Source organism: Gilliamella sp. wkB112, assembly GCF_001690685.1.
In the GTDB taxonomy this organism is placed as follows: domain Bacteria; phylum Pseudomonadota; class Gammaproteobacteria; order Enterobacterales; family Orbaceae; genus Gilliamella; species Gilliamella apicola_J.
On record NZ_LZGL01000009.1, the window covers coordinates 455,196 to 473,953 of the forward strand.

Here is an 18,758-nt window from a genome sequence, read left to right on the forward strand (position 1 = left end):
ATTGCTAGATAACCCCATTCCTTTGGTATATATTTCAAGTAATTAATCAATACACTGAACGATACAATTCCTCAATTTCTTTGACCTTGGTGTCGCGAGGATTGCCGCCAGTACAAACATCATCAAAAGCAGCTTGAGCTAGTGCCGAGATATCTTCTTGTTTAACGCCAATCTCTTTTAATGTTGCCGGAATACCCACATCTTTATTAAGCTGTTTAACTGCATCAACTGCCGCCTTTCGAGCTTCTTGGATACTCAAGGTTTCGGTTCCTTGCACACCCATGGCTTTGGCAATATTACGATATTTATCTGCCGTAAATTCAGCATTATAAGCCATAATATGAGGCAATAAGACTGCATTAGCCACACCATGCGGAGTACCATAAAAAGCACCCAGTGGATGTGCCATACCATGAACTAAACCTAAACCAACATTAGAGAATCCCATACCAGCAATATATTGTCCTAATGCCATATCCTCACCACCTTTGGCAATACCTTTAACTGAATCACGTAACGAACGTGAAATCACTTCGATGGCTTTGAGGTGGAACATATCTGACAATTCCCAAGCGCCTTTAGTAATATAACCTTCAATAGCATGAGTTAGCGCATCTACCCCGGTTGCGGCTTTTAAGCTAGCTGGCATACTTGCCATCATGTCGGAATCAACAATAGCAACCGCTGGAATATCATGTGGATCTACACATACAAATTTACGTTTCTTTTCTTCGTCGGTGATCACATAGTTGATTGTTACTTCGGCTGCTGTACCTGCTGTAGTAGGGATAGCGATAGTTGGTACTGCCGGTTTTTTAGTTGGTGCAACACCTTCTAAGCTACGTACATCTGCAAATTCTGGATTATTAATTATAATACCTATTGCTTTGGCGGTATCTTGCGGGGACCCCCCACCAATAGCAATTAGATAATCAGCTCCAGATTGTTTAAAGATTTCAACACCCTTTTTTACTATTCCAATTGTTGGATTAGGCATGACTTCATCAAAAATCTGATATTTTAAGCCATTTTGATCTAATATATTGGTAACCTTAGTTGCTACTTTAAACTTAATTAAATCTTTATCGGTTACTACTAATGCTTTTTTGAAACCACGCTTTTTAACTTCATCTACAATGTGGCTGATAGAACCCGCCCCAAAATAAGAAGTTTCATTTAAGATCATACGAAAAGTCATATATTATTCCTTTTAATTAGTTAGCCATACCTAGCCCAACAATATTGGCGGCCACAATAATCACTAAACAACCGATGCAAAGTATACGTACCGGTTTTTTACCAGTGCCAAGCCATTCTTTTAATACTAGACCAACAATACCACCACATAATACATAGAAGCTCATGTGTAACATCCAACTCATGAAGCCATATTCGGTTGGGATGTTGGCGTGCCCCCAAGCATAAAAGAAGAATTGGAAATACCACATCGCACCACCAAGGATGGCAAATAGTGCATTACTAATAAGTAGAGATTTAGCCACTGACATATCGCGTTTAAAAGAAAGATCTTTTTTAGCACATAATCTAATGATACAAAAACCAAGGTTAATAATGGCACCTCCCCCCATAATTACCACGTAACTAGGTAATGCAACATAAAGATGATCAACTCCTAATTCCGCAGCTTTAGTGTGCATTGGTACTGCATAGCTCATAGCAAATGACATACCCGCTGAGAAGATCCCACACATAATTGCTAACAATAATCCTTTTTTAAGGTTAAAATCCTCAACTTGAACACCCAGTGTTTTTTCTTTTAATAGCCCAGCATAAGAAACAATTGCCACACCCACCACAGCAACAATAACGCCTAAAATAGTCATTTTGCCGCCAGTAGAAGCTATTAATTCACCAAATTTACCTTGTAGAATTGGAGTCATTAAAGTACCTACAATTAAGGTGATACCAATAGCTATACCAATCCCCATTGACATACCTAAATAACGCATGGTTAAACCATAACCAACATTACCAACACCCCACATGGCACCAAATAGGAATACCGGTATCAGCACATCAGATCCAAATGAACCATAATATGCCCAGAAGTCAGGCAGTAAAAAATAGCTAATTGACCATGGTAAAATAATCCATGAAAAAATACCTGCTACTGACCACATGGTTTCCCATGACCAATTTTGCACCTTTTTCAAAGGAGCATAAAAGCATGCTGCCGAAGTGGCACCAACAAAGTGCCAAAAAATACCTAATATAATTGAACTACCCATATATTTGCCCTTATATTTTTTTATAACTTTAAATTTGGTTTGTTAATCCACTGGTTATACTTTTAACGCATCTGCCATCGGATTAACGCCAAAACGTTCAGCCAAGTGTTTAAATTGCTCCGTAGATATTGTTTGGCGTTTGCCCCCCATGGATAACACTTTAACTAATATTTCTGCTGATTTTTCAGCGGTATCAATTAAACCAAAGGCTTCATCTAAAGTTGGTCCGGTACCAAACACGCCATGAAATGCCCATAACACTAAAGTATGTGCTGCCATCTGTTTAGCTGTGGCATAACCAATTTCATCTTTACCAGGAACCATCCACGGCACCACACCGACTCCATCAGGAAAGACTACCAAACACTCGGTACTCATTTCCCATAACAGTCTGGTTATGACTGTGCTTTCAAGCTCTAACACATAAGTTAAGGCTATTAAGTTAGTGGCATGGCAATGCATAATGACACGGTCTTTACCCTGACTGTTTTCCATACGGACAATATGTGATTGCAAATGTGCTGCTAATTCAGAGGTTGGTAAACCACCATTAATTAACCCCCACATTATGTAATAACCTTTTCCTTGTTCATCAATCTTAACCACAGCTAAAGTATCGGCTGGGTCTAATATGACATTACGGAAAAATTTGCCTGAACCTGTAACAATAAAGTATTGATTAGCAAGTTTGCTTACATCTTGAGTTAATGATTCGTGTCGAGGATTTGTATAAAAATCATTTGTAAACGAAGCCACATCACTATCGAGCAAACGTAAGCTAACATTACCACCATTACGTTCATCCCAGCCTTTTAACCACATATCATATGTGGCTTTAATCATACCTTGTACAAACCATGAAGATAGAATCTGTTGCATAGTCCTCACCTTATTAACGTTGACTTAATACTGTTTTTTCGTATTGACTAACTACATCTAACCAAGCACTACCAACTGGAACATCGTTGAGTTGACAATATTTGTCCCAAACGGCTTGCCATGGTAATGATTTTTGCTCTTCTAATAATGCTAAGCGGGAAGTGAAATCACGATCGTGTTCCATTTTTTTAAGTTTATCAGTAGGTTCTAATAGCGCTTTTAATAAACATTTTTTCATATTGCGAGTACCAATAACCCAAGCCGCAATACGGTTGATTGAAGCATCAAAGAAATCTAAACCAATATGCACGCGATCAAATAAATTGTTACGGATGATTTCACTAGCAATGTTTTGGGTTTCATCATCAAACAGTACCACATGGTCACTATCCCAACGTACCGGGCGGCTAACATGTAATAACAAATGTTCAACAAATGGCATAACTGCTGAAATTTTGTCGGAGATAACTTCAGTTGGATGGAAATGGCCAGCATCTAAACAAAGAGCAGTTTTGCGTGAAGTAGCATAAGCAAGATAAAATTCATTCGAACCGGCAGTGTATGATTCTAAACCGATACCAAATAATTTACTTTCTACTGCATCGATATGATATTTTGGATCGATTTTTTCACTAATAACTTCATCCAAAGATTCTAATAAACGTTGCCTTGGGCCAAATTTATCGATGGTAATGTCCTTCATGCCATCCGGTAACCAAATATTCATTACTGATGGTGTACCTAACTCTTTACCAAAATATTCGGACACTTTACGGCAAGCTTTACCATGTTCGATCCAAAATTGACGTATTTCTTTGTTAGTATGTGTTAACGTACCATCATTGCTCAAAGGATGAGAAAAATAAGTTGGATTAAAATCTAATCCGATTTTTTGCTGTTTTGCCCAATTTACCCAATTAGTAAAATGTTCAGGTTTCACTTCATTACGGTCGACATTTTGCTCTGATTCTAAATAACATGCATGTAAATTAAGGCGTTTAGGACCAGGTATAAGTTTAAATGCAGTATCTAAGTCAGATCTAAGTTCATCAGCAGTACGCGCTTTACCTGGATAGTTACCAGTTGCTTGTATTCCACCAGTTAAATCACCTGCTTGTTTTTCAAAACCTGCTACATCATCACCTTGCCAGCAATGAACTGAGATAGGTAATTTAGCCATCGCAGTAATGGCTGCATCTGTATCTACACCAATTTCAGCAAATCTTGCTTTAGCAATTTGGTAGGCATTATCAATTCCACTCATCGGATACTCCTTAATAAAATATATGAATTTTTTCAATTAATTAATCATTTACCCAGATCGTAATTAGTCATTGGACGGTAATATTTAGTGTCAAAATTTTGCGCAATAATTTCACGCAAGCGGGGGACATTAGGAACATCGCCTAATGAGATTAGTTGATACCCTATATTGCCTAGCGCTGAAGATTCAATTGGGCCAGCAGTTACATCAATTTTGCATAAATCAGCACATAATTGGTTCAAAAAGGCATTTTGACAACCTCCACCAACAATATGTAAGGTTTCTATTGGCTGTTTTGTTAAGGTTGATAATTCATCTATCACTGTTTTATAAAGCATAGCTAAACTATCAAAGATACAGCGTACCAGTTGTGGTAAGGTTTGTGGCGCTTGATGATTAGTTTCCAATGACACTTGTTTGATTGCTTCAGTCATTGATTCTGGATTTAAAAATCTGGCATCATTAGGATTGACTACGTATATAAATGGTTGTTGTTGTCTGGCTTGTTCAATTAGAGAGGTAATGTCTGATACGTTGTGTTCAGCACATACTCTTTGAAACAACCATAAACCCATTATGTTTTTCAATACTCTATAATAACCATTAACACCACCTTCATTAGTGATATTAGCTTTTAGAGCTTCAGAGCCAGTGACTGGGGTTTTGGATTCAATTCCCATCAACGACCAAGTTCCAGAACATAAGTAAGCACAACTTTTATTTTTAAGTGGTGCGGCAATAACAGCACTCGCAGTATCATGACTTGCTATTGCAATAACGGGGATAGCATCACCACGAGCATTGTGCCAATAACCTACTGTATTACCGGGTGCTTGGATGTTGCCAAACCACTGGCGAGGTACGCCTAGATAATTCAGTAAATCATTATCCCAATCATTGGTAGCCACATTAACTAATTGAGTAGTAGTAGCATTGGTATATTCGCGATTAAGTTTACCTGTTAGTCTATAAATAAGATAATCGGGGATCATCACTAAATCGGTAACTTGTTCTAGCCAATCAGGTTGTTCTTGCATCATGGCTTTAAGTTGATACAAGGTATTGAAAGTCAGAAATTGAATACCGGTTTTTTGATAAATATTTTCTGTACCAAATTCTGATTGAACTTTTGTCATTAAGTTATCAGTGCGGTGATCGCGGTAAGCATAAGTAGGACCAACTACAGCACCATTTTTATCTAGCAAAACATAATCAACGCCCCAAGTATCAATACCAATACTATCGAGCTTGATATTTTGTTCGCTAATTTTGTTAAGTCCGGTTAGGATTTCCTGTTCTAAATAAACAAGATCCCAACAAAATTTTTGAGCTATCGGTTTAAATCCATTACTAAAGCGATGAATCTCTTCCAGAGTTAGATGTTGGGTTTGTGATTGATAACGAGCTAACATTACCCTACCACTTGAAGCCCCTAAATCTATAGCTGCTATATATCTATCTACCATTCTAACTATCCTGATTATTGTTTTGATGGTTACAGTCTAGATAGGATTGAACTTAGCAACATTTGAATGTTTGCCATTGTTTTAATCTTATTGGCAAAATTTTAAAAGTGAGTGTGATCTATGCCACAAATTAGCAATTAAAGCGACTTTACACATTACTAATAATTCTTGTTATAATGGCGAGTTTCCAGCAATTATAGAGAGCAATTTATGTTAAACCAATTTAAAGCAATCATTCAGTATCTTTTACCTAAGCAGTTATTAACCAGTATTTTTGGTTGGTTAGCTAAAAAACGATTGGGTAAAGTAACTACTTGGTTGATCATCGGTTTTAGCAAACTATATAAAATTAACTTAGATGAAGCAAAATTAAGCAACGCCAAAGATTACCAAACCTTTAATGATTTTTTTGCCCGAGAATTAAAAGATGGAACTCGTCCAATAGATGACACTGCTAATGTGGTGGTAATGCCTGCTGATGGAGTGCTAAGTCAATTCGGTTCTATTCAAGCTAATCAATTATTACAGGCTAAGGGGCATTTTTATTCTTTAGAGTCTTTACTTGCTTGCCATCCTGACATGATTAAGTTTTTTACTAATGGTTCATATGCAACCACTTACTTATCACCTAAAAATTATCATCGTTTTCATATGCCATGCGATGGTATATTGCGGGAAATGATTTATGTGCCAGGATCTTTATTTTCAGTAAGCCAAGCTACAACTCAAGGTATTCCTAATATTTTTGCTCGTAATGAGCGAGTAATTTGCTTATTTGAAACTGAATTTGGTCCAATGGCTCAAATTTTAGTGGGAGCAACCATTGTTGGTAGTATTGAAGTTCAATGGGAAGGAGTAATCACTCCACCGCGTGATGGTATCATGAAACGTTGGACCTATGCTGGTGAAGTGAAATTAACCAAAGGCCAAGATATGGGTTGCTTTAAATTAGGTTCAACCGTAATTACTTTATTCGCTTCTAATACAATTGAATTTAGTAGCGACTTGAAAATTGGCAATACAACTCGAGTTGGTCGAAAATTAGCCGAAAGGATATAACTTTATATAGCTATGTAGTGAAATTCAAAAGTTAATCATTGAAGCTTACCGTAAACATGGTTTGCAACTACTATTTCTACCTTTGCAAACCAATTTGGAAGCACTTAGCCGTAAATATGAATGACATGGTTATACCGCTGGTTCGATTTAACCGAATAAAGTTTCAAGCCAAGGGACGCCATAGGCACCAGGAGCAAGTAATACAAAAGCCCAAACTGGTGCAGAGCTAATATTAGCTAGATTAAATTTACTGGTTGGCATTTGCATCGTACCAGCAATTAACGGCACAATTGCCCGTAAAGGTCCAAAAAATCTACCAATAAAAACGCCAAAGGTCCCATAACGATGGAAAAATTGCTCGGCACGAAAAACTAATTTAGGGTGTCGATTGAGAGGCCAAGAGGTAATGACAACTTGATGATAATGTTTACCTAACCAATAAGAAACCGAATCACCAATAATCGCCCCTAATGAAGCTGCAATTAACACAGGTACAAATGAAATCGCCCCTGCACCAATTAAAGCACCAGCACCTAATAAAATAGCAGTTGCCGGCACTAACAGCGAAATAATAGCTAATGATTCACCAAAGGCTAATAAAAAAATAATTGGTAAAGCCCACATTTGATTATTTTGAATAAATTGCATTATTACGTGGGTAATTTGCTGTAATGACATACCTTTGCTTCGTAAATTATAAATTGATTATATTTTGCCATTTTACCATAATAATCAATTATAGTTTTAAGTTTGCCATTTAGCAGTAGCATCTTTTAAATATATTTAACGATTATTAATAATTGGTTAATTTGTTTTTAATTGTTTACTAATAGACGCTATCAACTTTTATTAAATTTACTTATTATTGAGCTAATCTCCAAGAGATAAACATGACCATTGGAATCGAAACTATTGCAGTAAATAAATTTAACCACAGTCAATTACAACACACGGAACAAGATGTGTTGGCTATAGAAAAACCGGTGGCATTAGTTTACAACGGTATTTCACATGTAGTGATGATGGCTACCCCTAAAGACCTTGACTATTTTGCTATTGGTTTTTCATTAACTGAAAAAATTATTGAGTCAGTTAGTGAAATTTACGGCATTGATATTATAGAAAACTCGAAAGGAATTGAAGTTCATATAGAATTATCATCCAGACGATTCCTTGAATTAAAAACCAAACGTCGCAATTTAAGCGGCAGAACCGGCTGTGGAATTTGTGGTACCGAACAGATTGATCAAGTCTGTCAAATCATCCCTTCATTACCACTTACTAGCAGTATTAAGTTAACTAATTTTAGTAATGTGCTTGCAAATTTAAAACAAGTGCAAATAGTTGGTAGCCAAACTGGTTGTACTCATGCCGCAGTGTGGCTTGACGTACAAGGTAATTTTATTGCTGGTTTTGAAGATATTGGCCGCCATGTTGCCTTAGATAAATTACTCGGTTTCCGAGCTAAACAATTACAAAATCTCAGTAATGATAACAAAGGATTAATATTGGTTTCTAGCCGAGCTAGCTATGAAATGGTGCAAAAAACCGCTGTCTGTGGCATTGAAATTTTACTTGCTGTTTCAGCAGCAACATCGATGGCAGTTGATATGGCTAAACAATGTAATTTAACTTTAGTGGGATTTTTTCGCGGAGATAAAGGTGTAATTTATTCGGGTGAATCTCGCATTATTTAATTTAAACAACATATTGATTTATATAATTAAAAAATTTAAACCAATCATTTTATAGCAACATAATTGCACATGTACCTTTCTTTATTGTGAGAAGTTCATCATAATATACGCCTTGCTATATAAGAAATGCTTTGATTTTCTTATATATTATTTTTTTCATTGATGAAAAGTTTTATTGATTAGTAACTACAAAATTCTAAGGGATACCGTCATGCATCAAACAGCAGATATTCAACAAGCCGTTAATTATATTCAGCAACAAACCGATAAAAAACCTACCATAGGTATTATTCTTGGTTCAGGGTTAGGACCTTTTGCCGATACTCTTACTGATGCGGTTCATATTCCTTACCATACTATTCCTCATTTTGCTAAATCTGCCGCAGTAGGCCATGCTAATGAATTAGTAATTGGTAAAAGTGGCGATAAGACAGTTGTAGCTATGAAGGGTCGATTCCATTACTACGAAGGCTTTACTTTAGATCAGGTTACTTTCCCTGTGCGGGTAATGAAAATGCTTGGTGTTGAAAAACTGATTATTACCAATGCTTGTGGTGCGGTGAATACCAGCTTTCAACCAGGTGATTTAATGCTGATCACCGATCATATTAATCTCACAGCTAATAATCCGTTAATGGGGCCAAATAATGATGAATTAGGGGTTAGATTTTTAGATGTTAGTGAAGTGTATAACAAACAACTACGCGCAACAGTAGTTGATGTAGCCAAAGAACTGAATATTACACTTCGTCACGGTGTTTATGCATGGTGGACCGGCCCAACTTATGAAACTCCTGCTGAAGTTAGAATGATTCGAGTGTTAGGTGCAGATGCGGTTGGCATGTCAACGGTACCTGAAGCGATTATTGCGCACCATTCTGGCATCAAAACTATTGGAATATCCTGCTTAACTAATATGGCTTGTGGCATTTTAGATCAACCTTTAGGCCATGAAGAAGTAATTGAAACAGCCGAACGGGTTAAATCAACCTTTTTACAATTGATAACTCAAACTATAACTCGTTTCTAACTGAGCCTTTTATAAGGTTAAAGATATTGGTTACAATTCACTTTATGATACTAGGCATAAACAATGGACATAAAAAATAGATTAAAAATCATGATGTTTCTCCAATATTTTATTTGGGGAAGTTGGTTAACAACATTTGGCGCTTACATGAATAACACCCTGCATTTTTCAGGGGTTGAAGTTGGCTTTGTTTTTAGTTCTAAAGGCCTTGCTGCTCTAATTATGCCAGCCATTCTTGGAATTATTGCGGATAAATTTATACCGGGTAAATATTTGTATATGCTTTGCCATTTGGTCGGTGCAATTGCTCTGTTTTATGCAGCACCAATTAATGATTCAACAGCTATGTTTTGGATTATGGCGTGTAATGCATTTGCGTTTATGCCAACCATCTCTTTGTCTAATTCAATTAGTTATTATTGTTTGGATAAAGGTAATTTAGATACTGTTACGGTATTTCCTAAAGTGCGAGTATTTGGAACCATAGGTTTTATCGTAGCAATGTGGACAATTAGCTTGCTTGGATATGAATTAAGTAATATGCAACTTTATGTAGCATCAGCAGCATCAGTTTTATTAGTTCTGTACACAGCTACATTACCTAATATTCCTATTATTAAACAACAAAACCAATCGTGGTTTTCACGTTTAGGATTAGATGCGTTTGTGTTATTTAAAAAGCCTATTATGGCAGTATTTTTCCTGTTTGCCATGTTACTAGGCGCTATATTACAAATTACTAATGTTTTTGGCGGTGCTTTTTTACATGATTTTGCTAATTACCCACAATATAAAGATAGCTTAGTTGTGAGTCATGCGGCAATTTTATTATCCGTTTCACAAATGGCTGAAGTGGGCTTTATTTTAACCATTCCATTTTTCCTTAAGAAATTGGGTATTAAAAAAGTTATGATCATCAGCATGATCGCTTGGACATTACGCTTTGGCTTATTTGCCTTTGGCGACCCATCACCGTTCGGCTTTGTTCTATTGATGTTATCCATGATTGTTTATGGGTGCGCCTTTGACTTTTTTAATATTTCTGGTTCTATTTTTATTGAAAAAGAAGTCAATTCAACAATTCGAGCTAGTGCTCAAGGTCTCTATATGACTATGGTAAACGGCATCGGTGCTTATATTGGTTCGATTCTAAGTGGTTTAGTTGTTGATATGTGTACTCATGATGGTATCAAAGATTGGCAAACTATTTGGCTAATTTTTGCGTCTTATGCGTTATTACTCTGCATCATTTTCTACTTTACCTTTAATTATGATCATAAAAAAGATTCAGTAACCAATCAATAATTTAATTAACTAAGCAATAAAAAATCGAAACCAAGTAACAGGATCACCTCCTGTTACTTTTGTCTGTCCTGTCATCGTCAAAAACGATGCAACCGATATAAAAAATAATGAGATTTAAATATGAAACAGCAGTTTATAGGTGGTTTGTTAGTTTTTTTAGGGGCTTGCAGCTTCGGAGTGTTATCCTCTATTGTTAAAACCGCTTATCATGCCGGTTATACCTTAGGTGAAGTCACTGGGGTGCAATGTTTGTTTGGCATGTTAATTTTATGGGGACTTCATATTATTTTTACTACCTTTAGGAATTCCAAAAAGAAAGCCAATACTCATCACAACAATCAACCATTCACACCAAGATGGAAAGTTGTCGCTACCGGGATTTTTCCAGGATTGGTAGGAATATGCTATTACCAATGTGTCCAATTAGTGCCGGCTTCTATTGCTATTATTTTATTAATGCAATACTTATGGATGAGTGTAATGATTGATTTTATAGTATTTAAAAATAAACCAACAAGCATGCGACTATTGGCAGTAATTGTAATTATTGTAGGTAGTTGCTTGGCAGCTGGCATTACTAATCAAAGCATTCATTTAAATTTAACCGGTTGTTTATTTGGATTGTTAGCAGCATTAATGTATTCATTATTTATCAGCACCAGCAGTAATATTGGTAATCATTTACCTAAATTGGAAAAGAGTGCTTTAATGATTACCGGTGCATGTATTGTCACTTTTGCGATATTTCCACCTCTATTTTTGTTTAAATTGAGTTTTAATGATCTGATTTACCAATTAGGTTTATTATTAGCATTACTGGGTACCGTTTTACCACCATTTTTATTTGCAGTCGGTATGCCCAAGATTGGAATTTCGTTAAGTGCCATTTTATCAACTGCGGAACTTCCAGTTGCGGTCACTTGCTCATATTGGTATTTACAAGAATCAGTTTGCTTTAATCAATGGATAGGAGTGTTTCTGATTTTGTCCGCAATGGTATTACCTAATTTAAAACATATCCGCAAAAAACATTAATTTTATCAGTTTTAGGAGCGATTATTAATCGCTCCTTTTTAAATAGAATTACCAATAACGACAACAATAACTCAATAAGTTCAACCAATAAATAACATGTACAAGTTTAAGTTTATTTACTGTTTAACTATTTTTAGTATAGCTGTTAATAAAAAATCTTTGGTATTGAATATTGATAGAACGCCCCCATTATAATAACTTCTAGATTGTATTGATAATATTACTGCCGCAGATAGTTTAGCTGTGGGGAGACCTTCTGGATTTGTTGGTCAAGCAATGGAAAGATTATCTGATCGTAATATATAGATTTATCAAAATTAAGTTTTTTTTTATCAATTAATTAATGAGAAACAATTTAATATGGCATTTTAAGTTAAATATAAAATTGAGTTCTCAGTTTACAATCTAGTTTTTTATTGTGAATTTCACGCAATACCTAAAATATCTTAACAAATAGTAGTAACCGTTTTTTTTCATTGTCAGACATATTGTTATCTTATTATCCTGAAAATAAAAAGGAAGTTATAGAATGGCGACATATAAAAAACCTTTATTTACCTTGATTCCCGGCAATAAATCACTACTTTCCCAAAAAACATTAAACCAATGGGATGCAAATTCAAATAATCCAATCCAAGCTGATGAAGTTTTTGCCTTACGAATTAAAAAACATAAACTCCATCATGCAACGTATACGGAAAAAGAGTACACAAACGAAACTAATGATAATCGTGAATTTCGTTTTATTTTTAATGAAATCTTTGAATCAGAGCACCATGCTAAACAAATAGGAATGTTGAAGGATGAAATTGCTCTAGACGAAGAATCTAATAAAATAAAAAAATTATTAGCCAATCGTTTAAAAGAGATCATTGAACTTTACCCTAAACTAAAATTTGATTTGCATGATTGTTGTTTGTTACCTAAAAAAATTAAAGATTATCTCTTTGCACCACCATTAGTCCTCACTGCAGATAATTCAATTATGCTTTGGGACAGTTAGTTAAGGTTGAGCAAAATTAGGTAATCATCAACTAATAACTATTTTTTAACAGGGCAATATGCCCTGTTTTTATTGAAGTAAATTATTAAATACCGCTAATTATTAAATGCACTTTCACCATGGTAGTTAATATCCAAGCCTTCGCGTTCGTGTTCTTCACAAACTCGTAAACCAACACACAGATCAGCAATCTTATAGGCAATAAATGCAACTACTGACGTCCAAATAATACAGGTAACTACACTCATAGCTTGAATACCAACTTGAGTTGCCATGGTGATGCCTTCTTGGTAGCCAACGCCACCTAAAACATCTGATGTGAATACGCCGGTGAGTAGACAACCAACAATACCACATACTCCATGCACACCAAATACATCGCAGGTATCATCAACTTTTAAGATTCGTTTAAGTGAAGACACCCCCCAAACTCCGGCAAAACCACAGATAAGTCCAATTAACAATGCGCCCCCTACCCCCACAAAACCTGCTGCTGGAGTAACACCAACTAATCCGGCAATAACACCAGAGGCGGCACCTAAACATGATGGTTTCCCTCGTAATACCCATTCAGCTAATGACCAAGATAATACTGCAGCAGCAGTTGCCGCAACAGTATTAATAAATGCTAGACCAGCTATTTCATCGGCATGGGTTGAAGAACCGGCATTAAAGCCAAACCAACCTATATATAGGATCGCCGCACCAAGATAGACTAAAGGTAAGTTGAAAGGTTTTAGTGGTTCACGGTTAAAACCAATACGGTTTTTCAGTAGATATGCACCCATCAAACCAGCTACAGCGGCATTTATATGTACCACTGTACCACCAGCAAAATCTAATGAGCCTTCATCACCTAAAATGCCGCCGCCCCAAACCATATGTGCCATAGGAATGTAAGAGAAAGTAAACCAGATCACCATGAAAATTAACACAGCTGAAAAGCGAATTCTTTCAGCAAAAGCACCAGGGATTAAACAACAGGTAATGCAAGCAAAAGATCCTTGAAAAGCGATCCATATCAATTCATAAATCATGCCGGACACATCAGTAACACCAATACCAATCAATAACAGGTGGTTAAAATTACCCAAAAACCAGTTGCCTTCACCAAATGCAAGGGAATAACCATACACAATCCATAATACAGCGATAAGAGAAAAGCTTACCAGTACTTGTGATAACATTGACAGCACGTTTTTAGCTCGTAATAAGCCACCATAAAAAAGTGCTATTCCTGGTACGGACATGAATAATACTAGTGCAGTGCAAATCATCATAAAGCCATTATCTGCTTTATCAGCTACTGCAACTTCATCAGCAAACGCAGGGCTTGCAAGTAAAAACAACACAGATAAAGTAAATTTTTTAAACATAATTATATCCTTAACAATGGTTATAATGCTGAATCATCGGTTTCACCAGTGCGAATACGCACTACATGTTCTAATGCAGTCACAAAAATTTTGCCATCACCAATTTTGCCGGTATAGGCGGCCTTAGTGATAGTACTGATGACTTCATCCACTAGATCGTCACTAATGGCTAAATCAATTTTTACTTTTGGCAGGAAGTTGACATTATATTCAGCGCCACGGTATAACTCGGCATGACCTTTTTGCCGACCAAAACCTTTGACTTCGGCAACAGTTAACCCGGTAATCCCAATATTGGATAATGCTTCTCTAACTTCTTCTAATTTAAATGGTTTGATAACTACTGTGACTAATTTCATCAATAATTCCTCATTTATGAATGCAAAACATTGTTATTAATGCAAAGCATATGCCACATTTTTAAAATAGTTATTTAGATAGTCGTTAGAGAAGTTTTTAGGTAGGACATATTTAAGATTAAATGAAATTAAAACTATTGATATAGTTAGAGATAAACCAATTATTACTTAGGACTTATTATCATTTAAGTTGCTTGCATGTTACTAACTATTTAACTAAAGTTAGTTGTTTTTAATAAATAAAATTTTTTGTAAAGATGTTTCAGGAGTGCCGTACGTTTAAGTATAAATGTGTTTTTTGCGCACTTCGTTGGTGCGGATGCTTATTTTTAGTGCTAGTAATTTTAGCAAATAATATCGATTAAACCGTTACCATCAATTTACGATATTCATCATAAGCAAAATGATCGGTCATGCCACTAATATAGTCTTGTAATAATCGACAACGATAATAAAGCTCCATACAAGCAAAACTTGCTTCTGTGGTTTTGAGTTTAGTTACTGCTTTTTGATAAGCATCACAATGTTTAGCTGATAGTTTATGATATAAGCGAGTTTCAATTGGATAATGTTTATGATTACCGGTTTTAACTAATTTTATAAAATCATCAGTTGGCATATCTAACAGTGGGCTATAAATATCAAGTAAGCCACTAATAATGCGATAACCCTGTAGTTCAATATTTTCAACCGATTCATGATTAAAAATATGTTCAAAGCCAACCGCTTTAAAAATATTAAGTAATTTATATTCAGCATCATGATCTTCAAGTAAAGCATGATTAAAGTAACCATGATAAATAGCTTCGATATTTTCAATAAAACGTTCGGCCGCATGCGGAACCAGTTTACCAATAGTGTTTACGCGTAAATACATGAAGAACTGATCAACACCAATTGGATCAAACTCATTTTGTATCAGATTATCGTAAGGGCGATTGACGACTTCATCAAATAAATCACCTGCTTTAACCGGTCCCCAAGCATTTTTCAAGTAACTATAAAGCTGTTTTATTGTAAGAATTTTCTTTTCAACAGCATCTTCAAGATCGGCAATACAATAAGAAATATCATCCGCCGCCTCCATAATATATGTTAATGGATAACGATGAAAAGGTTGGATATCAAGTTGTTTAGATAATTCTTTAACAAATGGTTCTTCAGATAAATAATAACCTGGCTTTTTCATTAAATAGTCAAACTCACTTGGTATAGGCTGTGACCAATAGGCTGGTTTGGAATATTTAAAGATGGCAGCGATTTGTGAATAAGTTAAGTTAAGCCGTAAAATAGTATGTACTAGTCGAATTGCTTGGGCATTACCTTCAAAATTACATAAATCTTGGCGAATCTTCAATTTCAAGTCTTGCAATTTATCACTATCATTTGCTTGTAATTCAATAGATAGGTAGTTAGTAGATTTACCAATTCCTAAGCGTTTAACAAACCATTTATTAATTGCTGCTTCACCAAAATGACCAAAAGGCGGATTGCCAATATCATGCATTAAACACGCCATTTCTACCAGACTTTCAATCGCCATAATTGATTTATCTAATCCATAGGTTTTTAACTGCCCAGATTTACCTAAACGATTAACAATCTCTTTGACGATATAACGCCCGACTTGTTGCACTTCCATTGAATGTGTAAGGCGAGTCCTAACGACTGAATTACGTTCTAAAGGAAAAACTTGCGTTTTTTGTTGTAATCGCCTAATGGCGGCTGAATTAATAATACGACCACGATCGCTTTCAAAACAACGGACTATTGAATATTCGTCTGATAATGCTTCGCGTTGCTTACTTGCATAACGTTGATAATTAATTTTGTTGCTAAAGTTTATCATGACTCAATCCTTGATGTATAAAAGCGTTGATTGACTAAGTTGTTACAACTTTTGCTTTGCCCATGCAATAGCGAATTGATAATCAGTTGGCAATAACGGTCTTAACGCATCTAATGAGGTTCGTAATTTTTCAGGTTGATTATGAGTTAGATTTAAATGCCCTACTTTACGCCCGATACGGACTTCTTTGGCATACCAATGTAGATGAACTAAATCAATTGCTAACCAATGTTGATTTAAATCGGTACCGATTAAATTGACCATTACTGAAGGTGCAAATACATCTGGTTTAGGTAATGGTAGGTCTAGAATAGCACGCAAATGAAGTTCAAATTGGCTAATGGAGGCGCCATTTTGAGTCCAATGACCACTATTATGCACCCGTGGTGCCAATTCATTTATTAAAAGTTTATCGCCGATTACAAAGCATTCCATTGCCATAACACCTACATAATTAAGCTTATGCATGATAGCTGAGAGCATTTGCTCGGCTTGTTGCTGTAACCGCGGATTTTCATTAGGTAAGGCAACACTCATTTTAAGAATGCCATCTTGATGTAAATTATTGGTGAGTGGGTAAAAAACCGTCTGACCTTTGGTATTTCGTGCCCCAACTAAAGACATTTCTTTATCAAAAGCAATGGCTTGTTCCACAATAGCATGCTGATAGACATCATCCGGTACATTGATTTCATTATTGATCTCAATGCGCCATTGCCCTCGCCCATCATAACCACCGGTGCGACGCTTAACAATTAATAAATCACCTAACTTTTCAAATAATTGAGTCCAATCCTGTTGATGATTAAGTGGCAACCACTTAGCCGTAGCCAAGCCAAGCTCATCGAGTAATTGTTTTTGAGTCAAACGATCTGCAATAATCGGAAAAATATCGCGGTTAATAAAATGTGAGTGTTTAGCGAGTTGTTGAGTAAATGGAGTATCAGGCCAACGTTCAATCTCGGCGGTAATCACTGAATTCTGATAAGGAATGCTATTAGGATCAACATCTGAGCCTACCGGATAAACATCAATACCTAGTAGTTCGCCAGCTTGCCTTAACATTCGCCCTAGCTGACCATTACCGAGTACACAAACAGTTGGCGTTATCATATTAAGCTTCTACTCTTGGATCTGGATTATTTAATACTTCATCAGTCTGACTAAGTCGCCAGAGCGATAAACGTTGATAAATGGCATTATCGTGTAGTGCTAATATTTGTGCCGCCAGTAAGGCTGCATTTGCCGCTCCTGCTTTACCAATTGCTAAGGTACCTACTGGAATACCTTTCGGCATCTGCACAATCGAATAAAGGCTATCTACACCATTTAAGGCTGCAGTTTGTACAGGCACGCCTAACACTGGCAGTAATGTTTTCGCTGCTAACATCCCCGGCAAATGAGCAGCACCACCAGCCCCAGCTATAATGACATCAAAACCTTTCGATTTAGCGTCTTCAGCAAAGCGAAATAGTTTATCTGGAGTACGGTGAGCCGAGACAATTTCTACGTGATAAGGAATAGTTAATGTATCAAGCACATCAGCAGCATGCTGCATGGTTGCCCAATCACTTTTTGAGCCCATTACAATGGCAATTTTAGGTTGATTATGCATAAGATTGCTATCAATATTTACAAAAATGATATGGAAGAAGTATACACTAAATTTTAATGGATGGGGATAGTTAGTAGCTTGATTACTAATTAATTGGCTAACTAAAACCGAATATTAAATTAAAGGATGGCATAAACATTCACTAATACCAATAAACTCGAGAGCTTCCTCCTCATTATAAATGAGGAAGATAGGTCATAAATCGATAAATAGAATAATTTAAGGTTTTACCGCAGCAACTATTTTAATTTCCACCAAATATTCCGGTTTCATTAGTCCAGCTTGCACCGTACAACGTACTGGAGCCTTGCCTTTAGCAACCCACTCATCCCATGCTTTATTCATCGCAGCAAAATCACTTTTATTCACTAAAAATAGCGTAACATCTAAAATTCGTGTTTTATCACTATTAGCGCGAGCCAAAATTTTATCAATTTCGGCTAAAGCACTTTGAGTTTGCTGATAAGCATCATCAACCAGATTAGTTGGCACGCTGGTATAGTAAATTACATTATTGTGGATCACTGCTTCAGACCAGCGATCATCGGGATCGATTCGCGTTATTGTCATCT

Annotated in this window: 18 protein-coding genes; 6 read left to right on the forward strand and 12 right to left on the reverse strand. The window is 36.0% G+C overall.

What is annotated here, in order from left to right; all coding sequences use genetic code 11:
* Window positions 1-46: 46 nt before the first annotated feature.
* Genes fucO through rhaB form a run of 5 tightly spaced genes read right to left on the reverse strand, consistent with a single transcriptional unit; the run spans window position 47 to window position 5,858 of the window.
* Window positions 47-1,198, reverse strand: a complete 1,152-nt coding sequence (fucO, locus tag A9G12_RS04460; RefSeq protein WP_065564648.1) for a lactaldehyde reductase — start codon at window positions 1,196-1,198, stop codon at window positions 47-49.
* Window positions 1,199-1,214: 16 nt separating this feature from the next.
* A complete protein-coding gene (gene rhaT, locus A9G12_RS04465) occupies window positions 1,215-2,249 on the reverse strand; it encodes an L-rhamnose/proton symporter RhaT (protein WP_065564649.1) in 1,035 nt (344 codons plus the stop codon).
* A 54-nt stretch (window positions 2,250-2,303) separates the two neighbouring features.
* Window positions 2,304-3,128, reverse strand: coding sequence for a rhamnulose-1-phosphate aldolase (gene rhaD, locus A9G12_RS04470; protein WP_065564650.1), 825 nt, complete (start codon window positions 3,126-3,128; stop codon window positions 2,304-2,306).
* Window positions 3,129-3,141: 13 nt separating this feature from the next.
* Window positions 3,142-4,392, reverse strand: a complete 1,251-nt coding sequence (locus tag A9G12_RS04475) for an L-rhamnose isomerase (protein WP_065564651.1) — start codon at window positions 4,390-4,392, stop codon at window positions 3,142-3,144.
* Between the two features lie 44 nt (window positions 4,393-4,436).
* Window positions 4,437-5,858, reverse strand: coding sequence for a rhamnulokinase (gene rhaB / locus A9G12_RS04480; RefSeq protein WP_065564652.1), 1,422 nt, complete (start codon window positions 5,856-5,858; stop codon window positions 4,437-4,439).
* A 210-nt stretch (window positions 5,859-6,068) separates the two neighbouring features.
* Between rhaB and asd the strand changes: the two genes are divergently transcribed.
* Window positions 6,069-6,917 carry an archaetidylserine decarboxylase gene (gene asd / locus A9G12_RS04485; RefSeq protein WP_065564653.1) on the forward strand — a complete coding sequence of 283 codons (849 nt, stop codon included), beginning with the start codon at window positions 6,069-6,071 and terminating at the stop codon, window positions 6,915-6,917.
* Between the two features lie 147 nt (window positions 6,918-7,064).
* On the opposite strand, the gene A9G12_RS04490 is transcribed toward asd, so the two are convergent.
* Window positions 7,065-7,595, reverse strand: coding sequence for a DedA family protein (locus tag A9G12_RS04490; RefSeq protein WP_065564654.1), 531 nt, complete (start codon window positions 7,593-7,595; stop codon window positions 7,065-7,067).
* A 212-nt stretch (window positions 7,596-7,807) separates the two neighbouring features.
* On the opposite strand from A9G12_RS04490, the gene fdhD reads away from it, so the two are divergent.
* The 5 genes from fdhD (at window position 7,808) to A9G12_RS04515 (ending at window position 12,987) form a co-directional block, all read left to right on the forward strand.
* Window positions 7,808-8,614 (forward strand): formate dehydrogenase accessory sulfurtransferase FdhD, encoded by an 807-nt coding sequence (gene fdhD / locus A9G12_RS04495; protein WP_065564655.1) that lies wholly within the window; start codon window positions 7,808-7,810, stop codon window positions 8,612-8,614.
* 211 nt (window positions 8,615-8,825) lie between these two features.
* Window positions 8,826-9,644, forward strand: a complete 819-nt coding sequence (locus A9G12_RS04500; RefSeq protein ID WP_065556701.1) for a purine-nucleoside phosphorylase — start codon at window positions 8,826-8,828, stop codon at window positions 9,642-9,644.
* Between the two features lie 63 nt (window positions 9,645-9,707).
* Window positions 9,708-10,949: a nucleoside permease gene (locus A9G12_RS04505; protein ID WP_065564656.1), complete on the forward strand. Its 1,242-nt coding sequence runs from the start codon at window positions 9,708-9,710 to the stop codon at window positions 10,947-10,949.
* 120 nt (window positions 10,950-11,069) lie between these two features.
* The gene (locus tag A9G12_RS04510; RefSeq protein WP_065564657.1) at window positions 11,070-11,984 is read left to right on the forward strand and encodes an EamA family transporter; all 915 of its coding nucleotides are present in this window, start codon (window positions 11,070-11,072) and stop codon (window positions 11,982-11,984) included.
* Between the two features lie 529 nt (window positions 11,985-12,513).
* Window positions 12,514-12,987 carry a hypothetical protein gene (locus tag A9G12_RS04515; RefSeq protein WP_065564658.1) on the forward strand — a complete coding sequence of 158 codons (474 nt, stop codon included), beginning with the start codon at window positions 12,514-12,516 and terminating at the stop codon, window positions 12,985-12,987.
* 95 nt (window positions 12,988-13,082) lie between these two features.
* Here the strand turns inward: A9G12_RS04515 and amtB are convergent, their stop codons facing one another.
* The 6 genes from amtB to A9G12_RS04545 all read right to left on the reverse strand — a co-directional run bounded on the left by amtB (window position 13,083) and on the right by A9G12_RS04545 (window position 18,756).
* On the reverse strand, window positions 13,083-14,363 hold the full coding sequence (amtB, locus tag A9G12_RS04520; protein WP_065564659.1) for an ammonium transporter AmtB: 1,281 nt from the start codon (window positions 14,361-14,363) through the stop codon (window positions 13,083-13,085).
* A gap of 20 nt (window positions 14,364-14,383) precedes the next feature.
* Window positions 14,384-14,722 (reverse strand): P-II family nitrogen regulator, encoded by a 339-nt coding sequence (glnK, locus tag A9G12_RS04525; protein ID WP_065564660.1) that lies wholly within the window; start codon window positions 14,720-14,722, stop codon window positions 14,384-14,386.
* 361 nt (window positions 14,723-15,083) lie between these two features.
* Window positions 15,084-16,571, reverse strand: coding sequence for a dGTPase (gene dgt, locus A9G12_RS04530; protein WP_065564661.1), 1,488 nt, complete (start codon window positions 16,569-16,571; stop codon window positions 15,084-15,086).
* Window positions 16,572-16,613: 42 nt separating this feature from the next.
* Window positions 16,614-17,684, reverse strand: coding sequence for a 5-(carboxyamino)imidazole ribonucleotide synthase (gene purK, locus A9G12_RS04535; RefSeq protein ID WP_065564662.1), 1,071 nt, complete (start codon window positions 17,682-17,684; stop codon window positions 16,614-16,616).
* Window position 17,685: 1 nt separating this feature from the next.
* Window positions 17,686-18,186 carry a 5-(carboxyamino)imidazole ribonucleotide mutase gene (gene purE, locus A9G12_RS04540; RefSeq protein WP_065564663.1) on the reverse strand — a complete coding sequence of 167 codons (501 nt, stop codon included), beginning with the start codon at window positions 18,184-18,186 and terminating at the stop codon, window positions 17,686-17,688.
* A gap of 219 nt (window positions 18,187-18,405) precedes the next feature.
* Entirely contained in the window at window positions 18,406-18,756 is a 351-nt protein-coding gene (locus tag A9G12_RS04545) for a RidA family protein (RefSeq protein WP_065564664.1), read from the reverse strand.
* Window positions 18,757-18,758 lie beyond the last annotated feature (2 nt).

Bases quoted from the DNA above. Each gene is read 5' to 3' on its own strand.
- fucO (WP_065564648.1), bottom strand. From the start codon at position 1,198: ATGACTTTTCGTATGATCTTAAATGAAACTTCTTATTTTGGGGCGGGT.
- rhaT (WP_065564649.1), bottom strand. From the start codon at position 2,249: ATGGGTAGTTCAATTATATTAGGTATTTTTTGGCACTTTGTTGGTGCC.
- rhaD (WP_065564650.1), bottom strand. From the start codon at position 3,128: ATGCAACAGATTCTATCTTCATGGTTTGTACAAGGTATGATTAAAGCC.
- A9G12_RS04475 (WP_065564651.1), bottom strand. From the start codon at position 4,392: ATGAGTGGAATTGATAATGCCTACCAAATTGCTAAAGCAAGATTTGCT.
- rhaB (WP_065564652.1), bottom strand. From the start codon at position 5,858: ATGGTAGATAGATATATAGCAGCTATAGATTTAGGGGCTTCAAGTGGT.
- asd (WP_065564653.1), top strand. From the start codon at position 6,069: ATGTTAAACCAATTTAAAGCAATCATTCAGTATCTTTTACCTAAGCAG.
- A9G12_RS04490 (WP_065564654.1), bottom strand. From the start codon at position 7,595: ATGTCATTACAGCAAATTACCCACGTAATAATGCAATTTATTCAAAAT.
- fdhD (WP_065564655.1), top strand. From the start codon at position 7,808: ATGACCATTGGAATCGAAACTATTGCAGTAAATAAATTTAACCACAGT.
- A9G12_RS04500 (WP_065556701.1), top strand. From the start codon at position 8,826: ATGCATCAAACAGCAGATATTCAACAAGCCGTTAATTATATTCAGCAA.
- A9G12_RS04505 (WP_065564656.1), top strand. From the start codon at position 9,708: ATGGACATAAAAAATAGATTAAAAATCATGATGTTTCTCCAATATTTT.
- A9G12_RS04510 (WP_065564657.1), top strand. From the start codon at position 11,070: ATGAAACAGCAGTTTATAGGTGGTTTGTTAGTTTTTTTAGGGGCTTGC.
- A9G12_RS04515 (WP_065564658.1), top strand. From the start codon at position 12,514: ATGGCGACATATAAAAAACCTTTATTTACCTTGATTCCCGGCAATAAA.
- amtB (WP_065564659.1), bottom strand. From the start codon at position 14,363: ATGTTTAAAAAATTTACTTTATCTGTGTTGTTTTTACTTGCAAGCCCT.
- glnK (WP_065564660.1), bottom strand. From the start codon at position 14,722: ATGAAATTAGTCACAGTAGTTATCAAACCATTTAAATTAGAAGAAGTT.
- dgt (WP_065564661.1), bottom strand. From the start codon at position 16,571: ATGATAAACTTTAGCAACAAAATTAATTATCAACGTTATGCAAGTAAG.
- purK (WP_065564662.1), bottom strand. From the start codon at position 17,684: ATGATAACGCCAACTGTTTGTGTACTCGGTAATGGTCAGCTAGGGCGA.
- purE (WP_065564663.1), bottom strand. From the start codon at position 18,186: ATGCATAATCAACCTAAAATTGCCATTGTAATGGGCTCAAAAAGTGAT.
- A9G12_RS04545 (WP_065564664.1), bottom strand. From the start codon at position 18,756: ATGACAATAACGCGAATCGATCCCGATGATCGCTGGTCTGAAGCAGTG.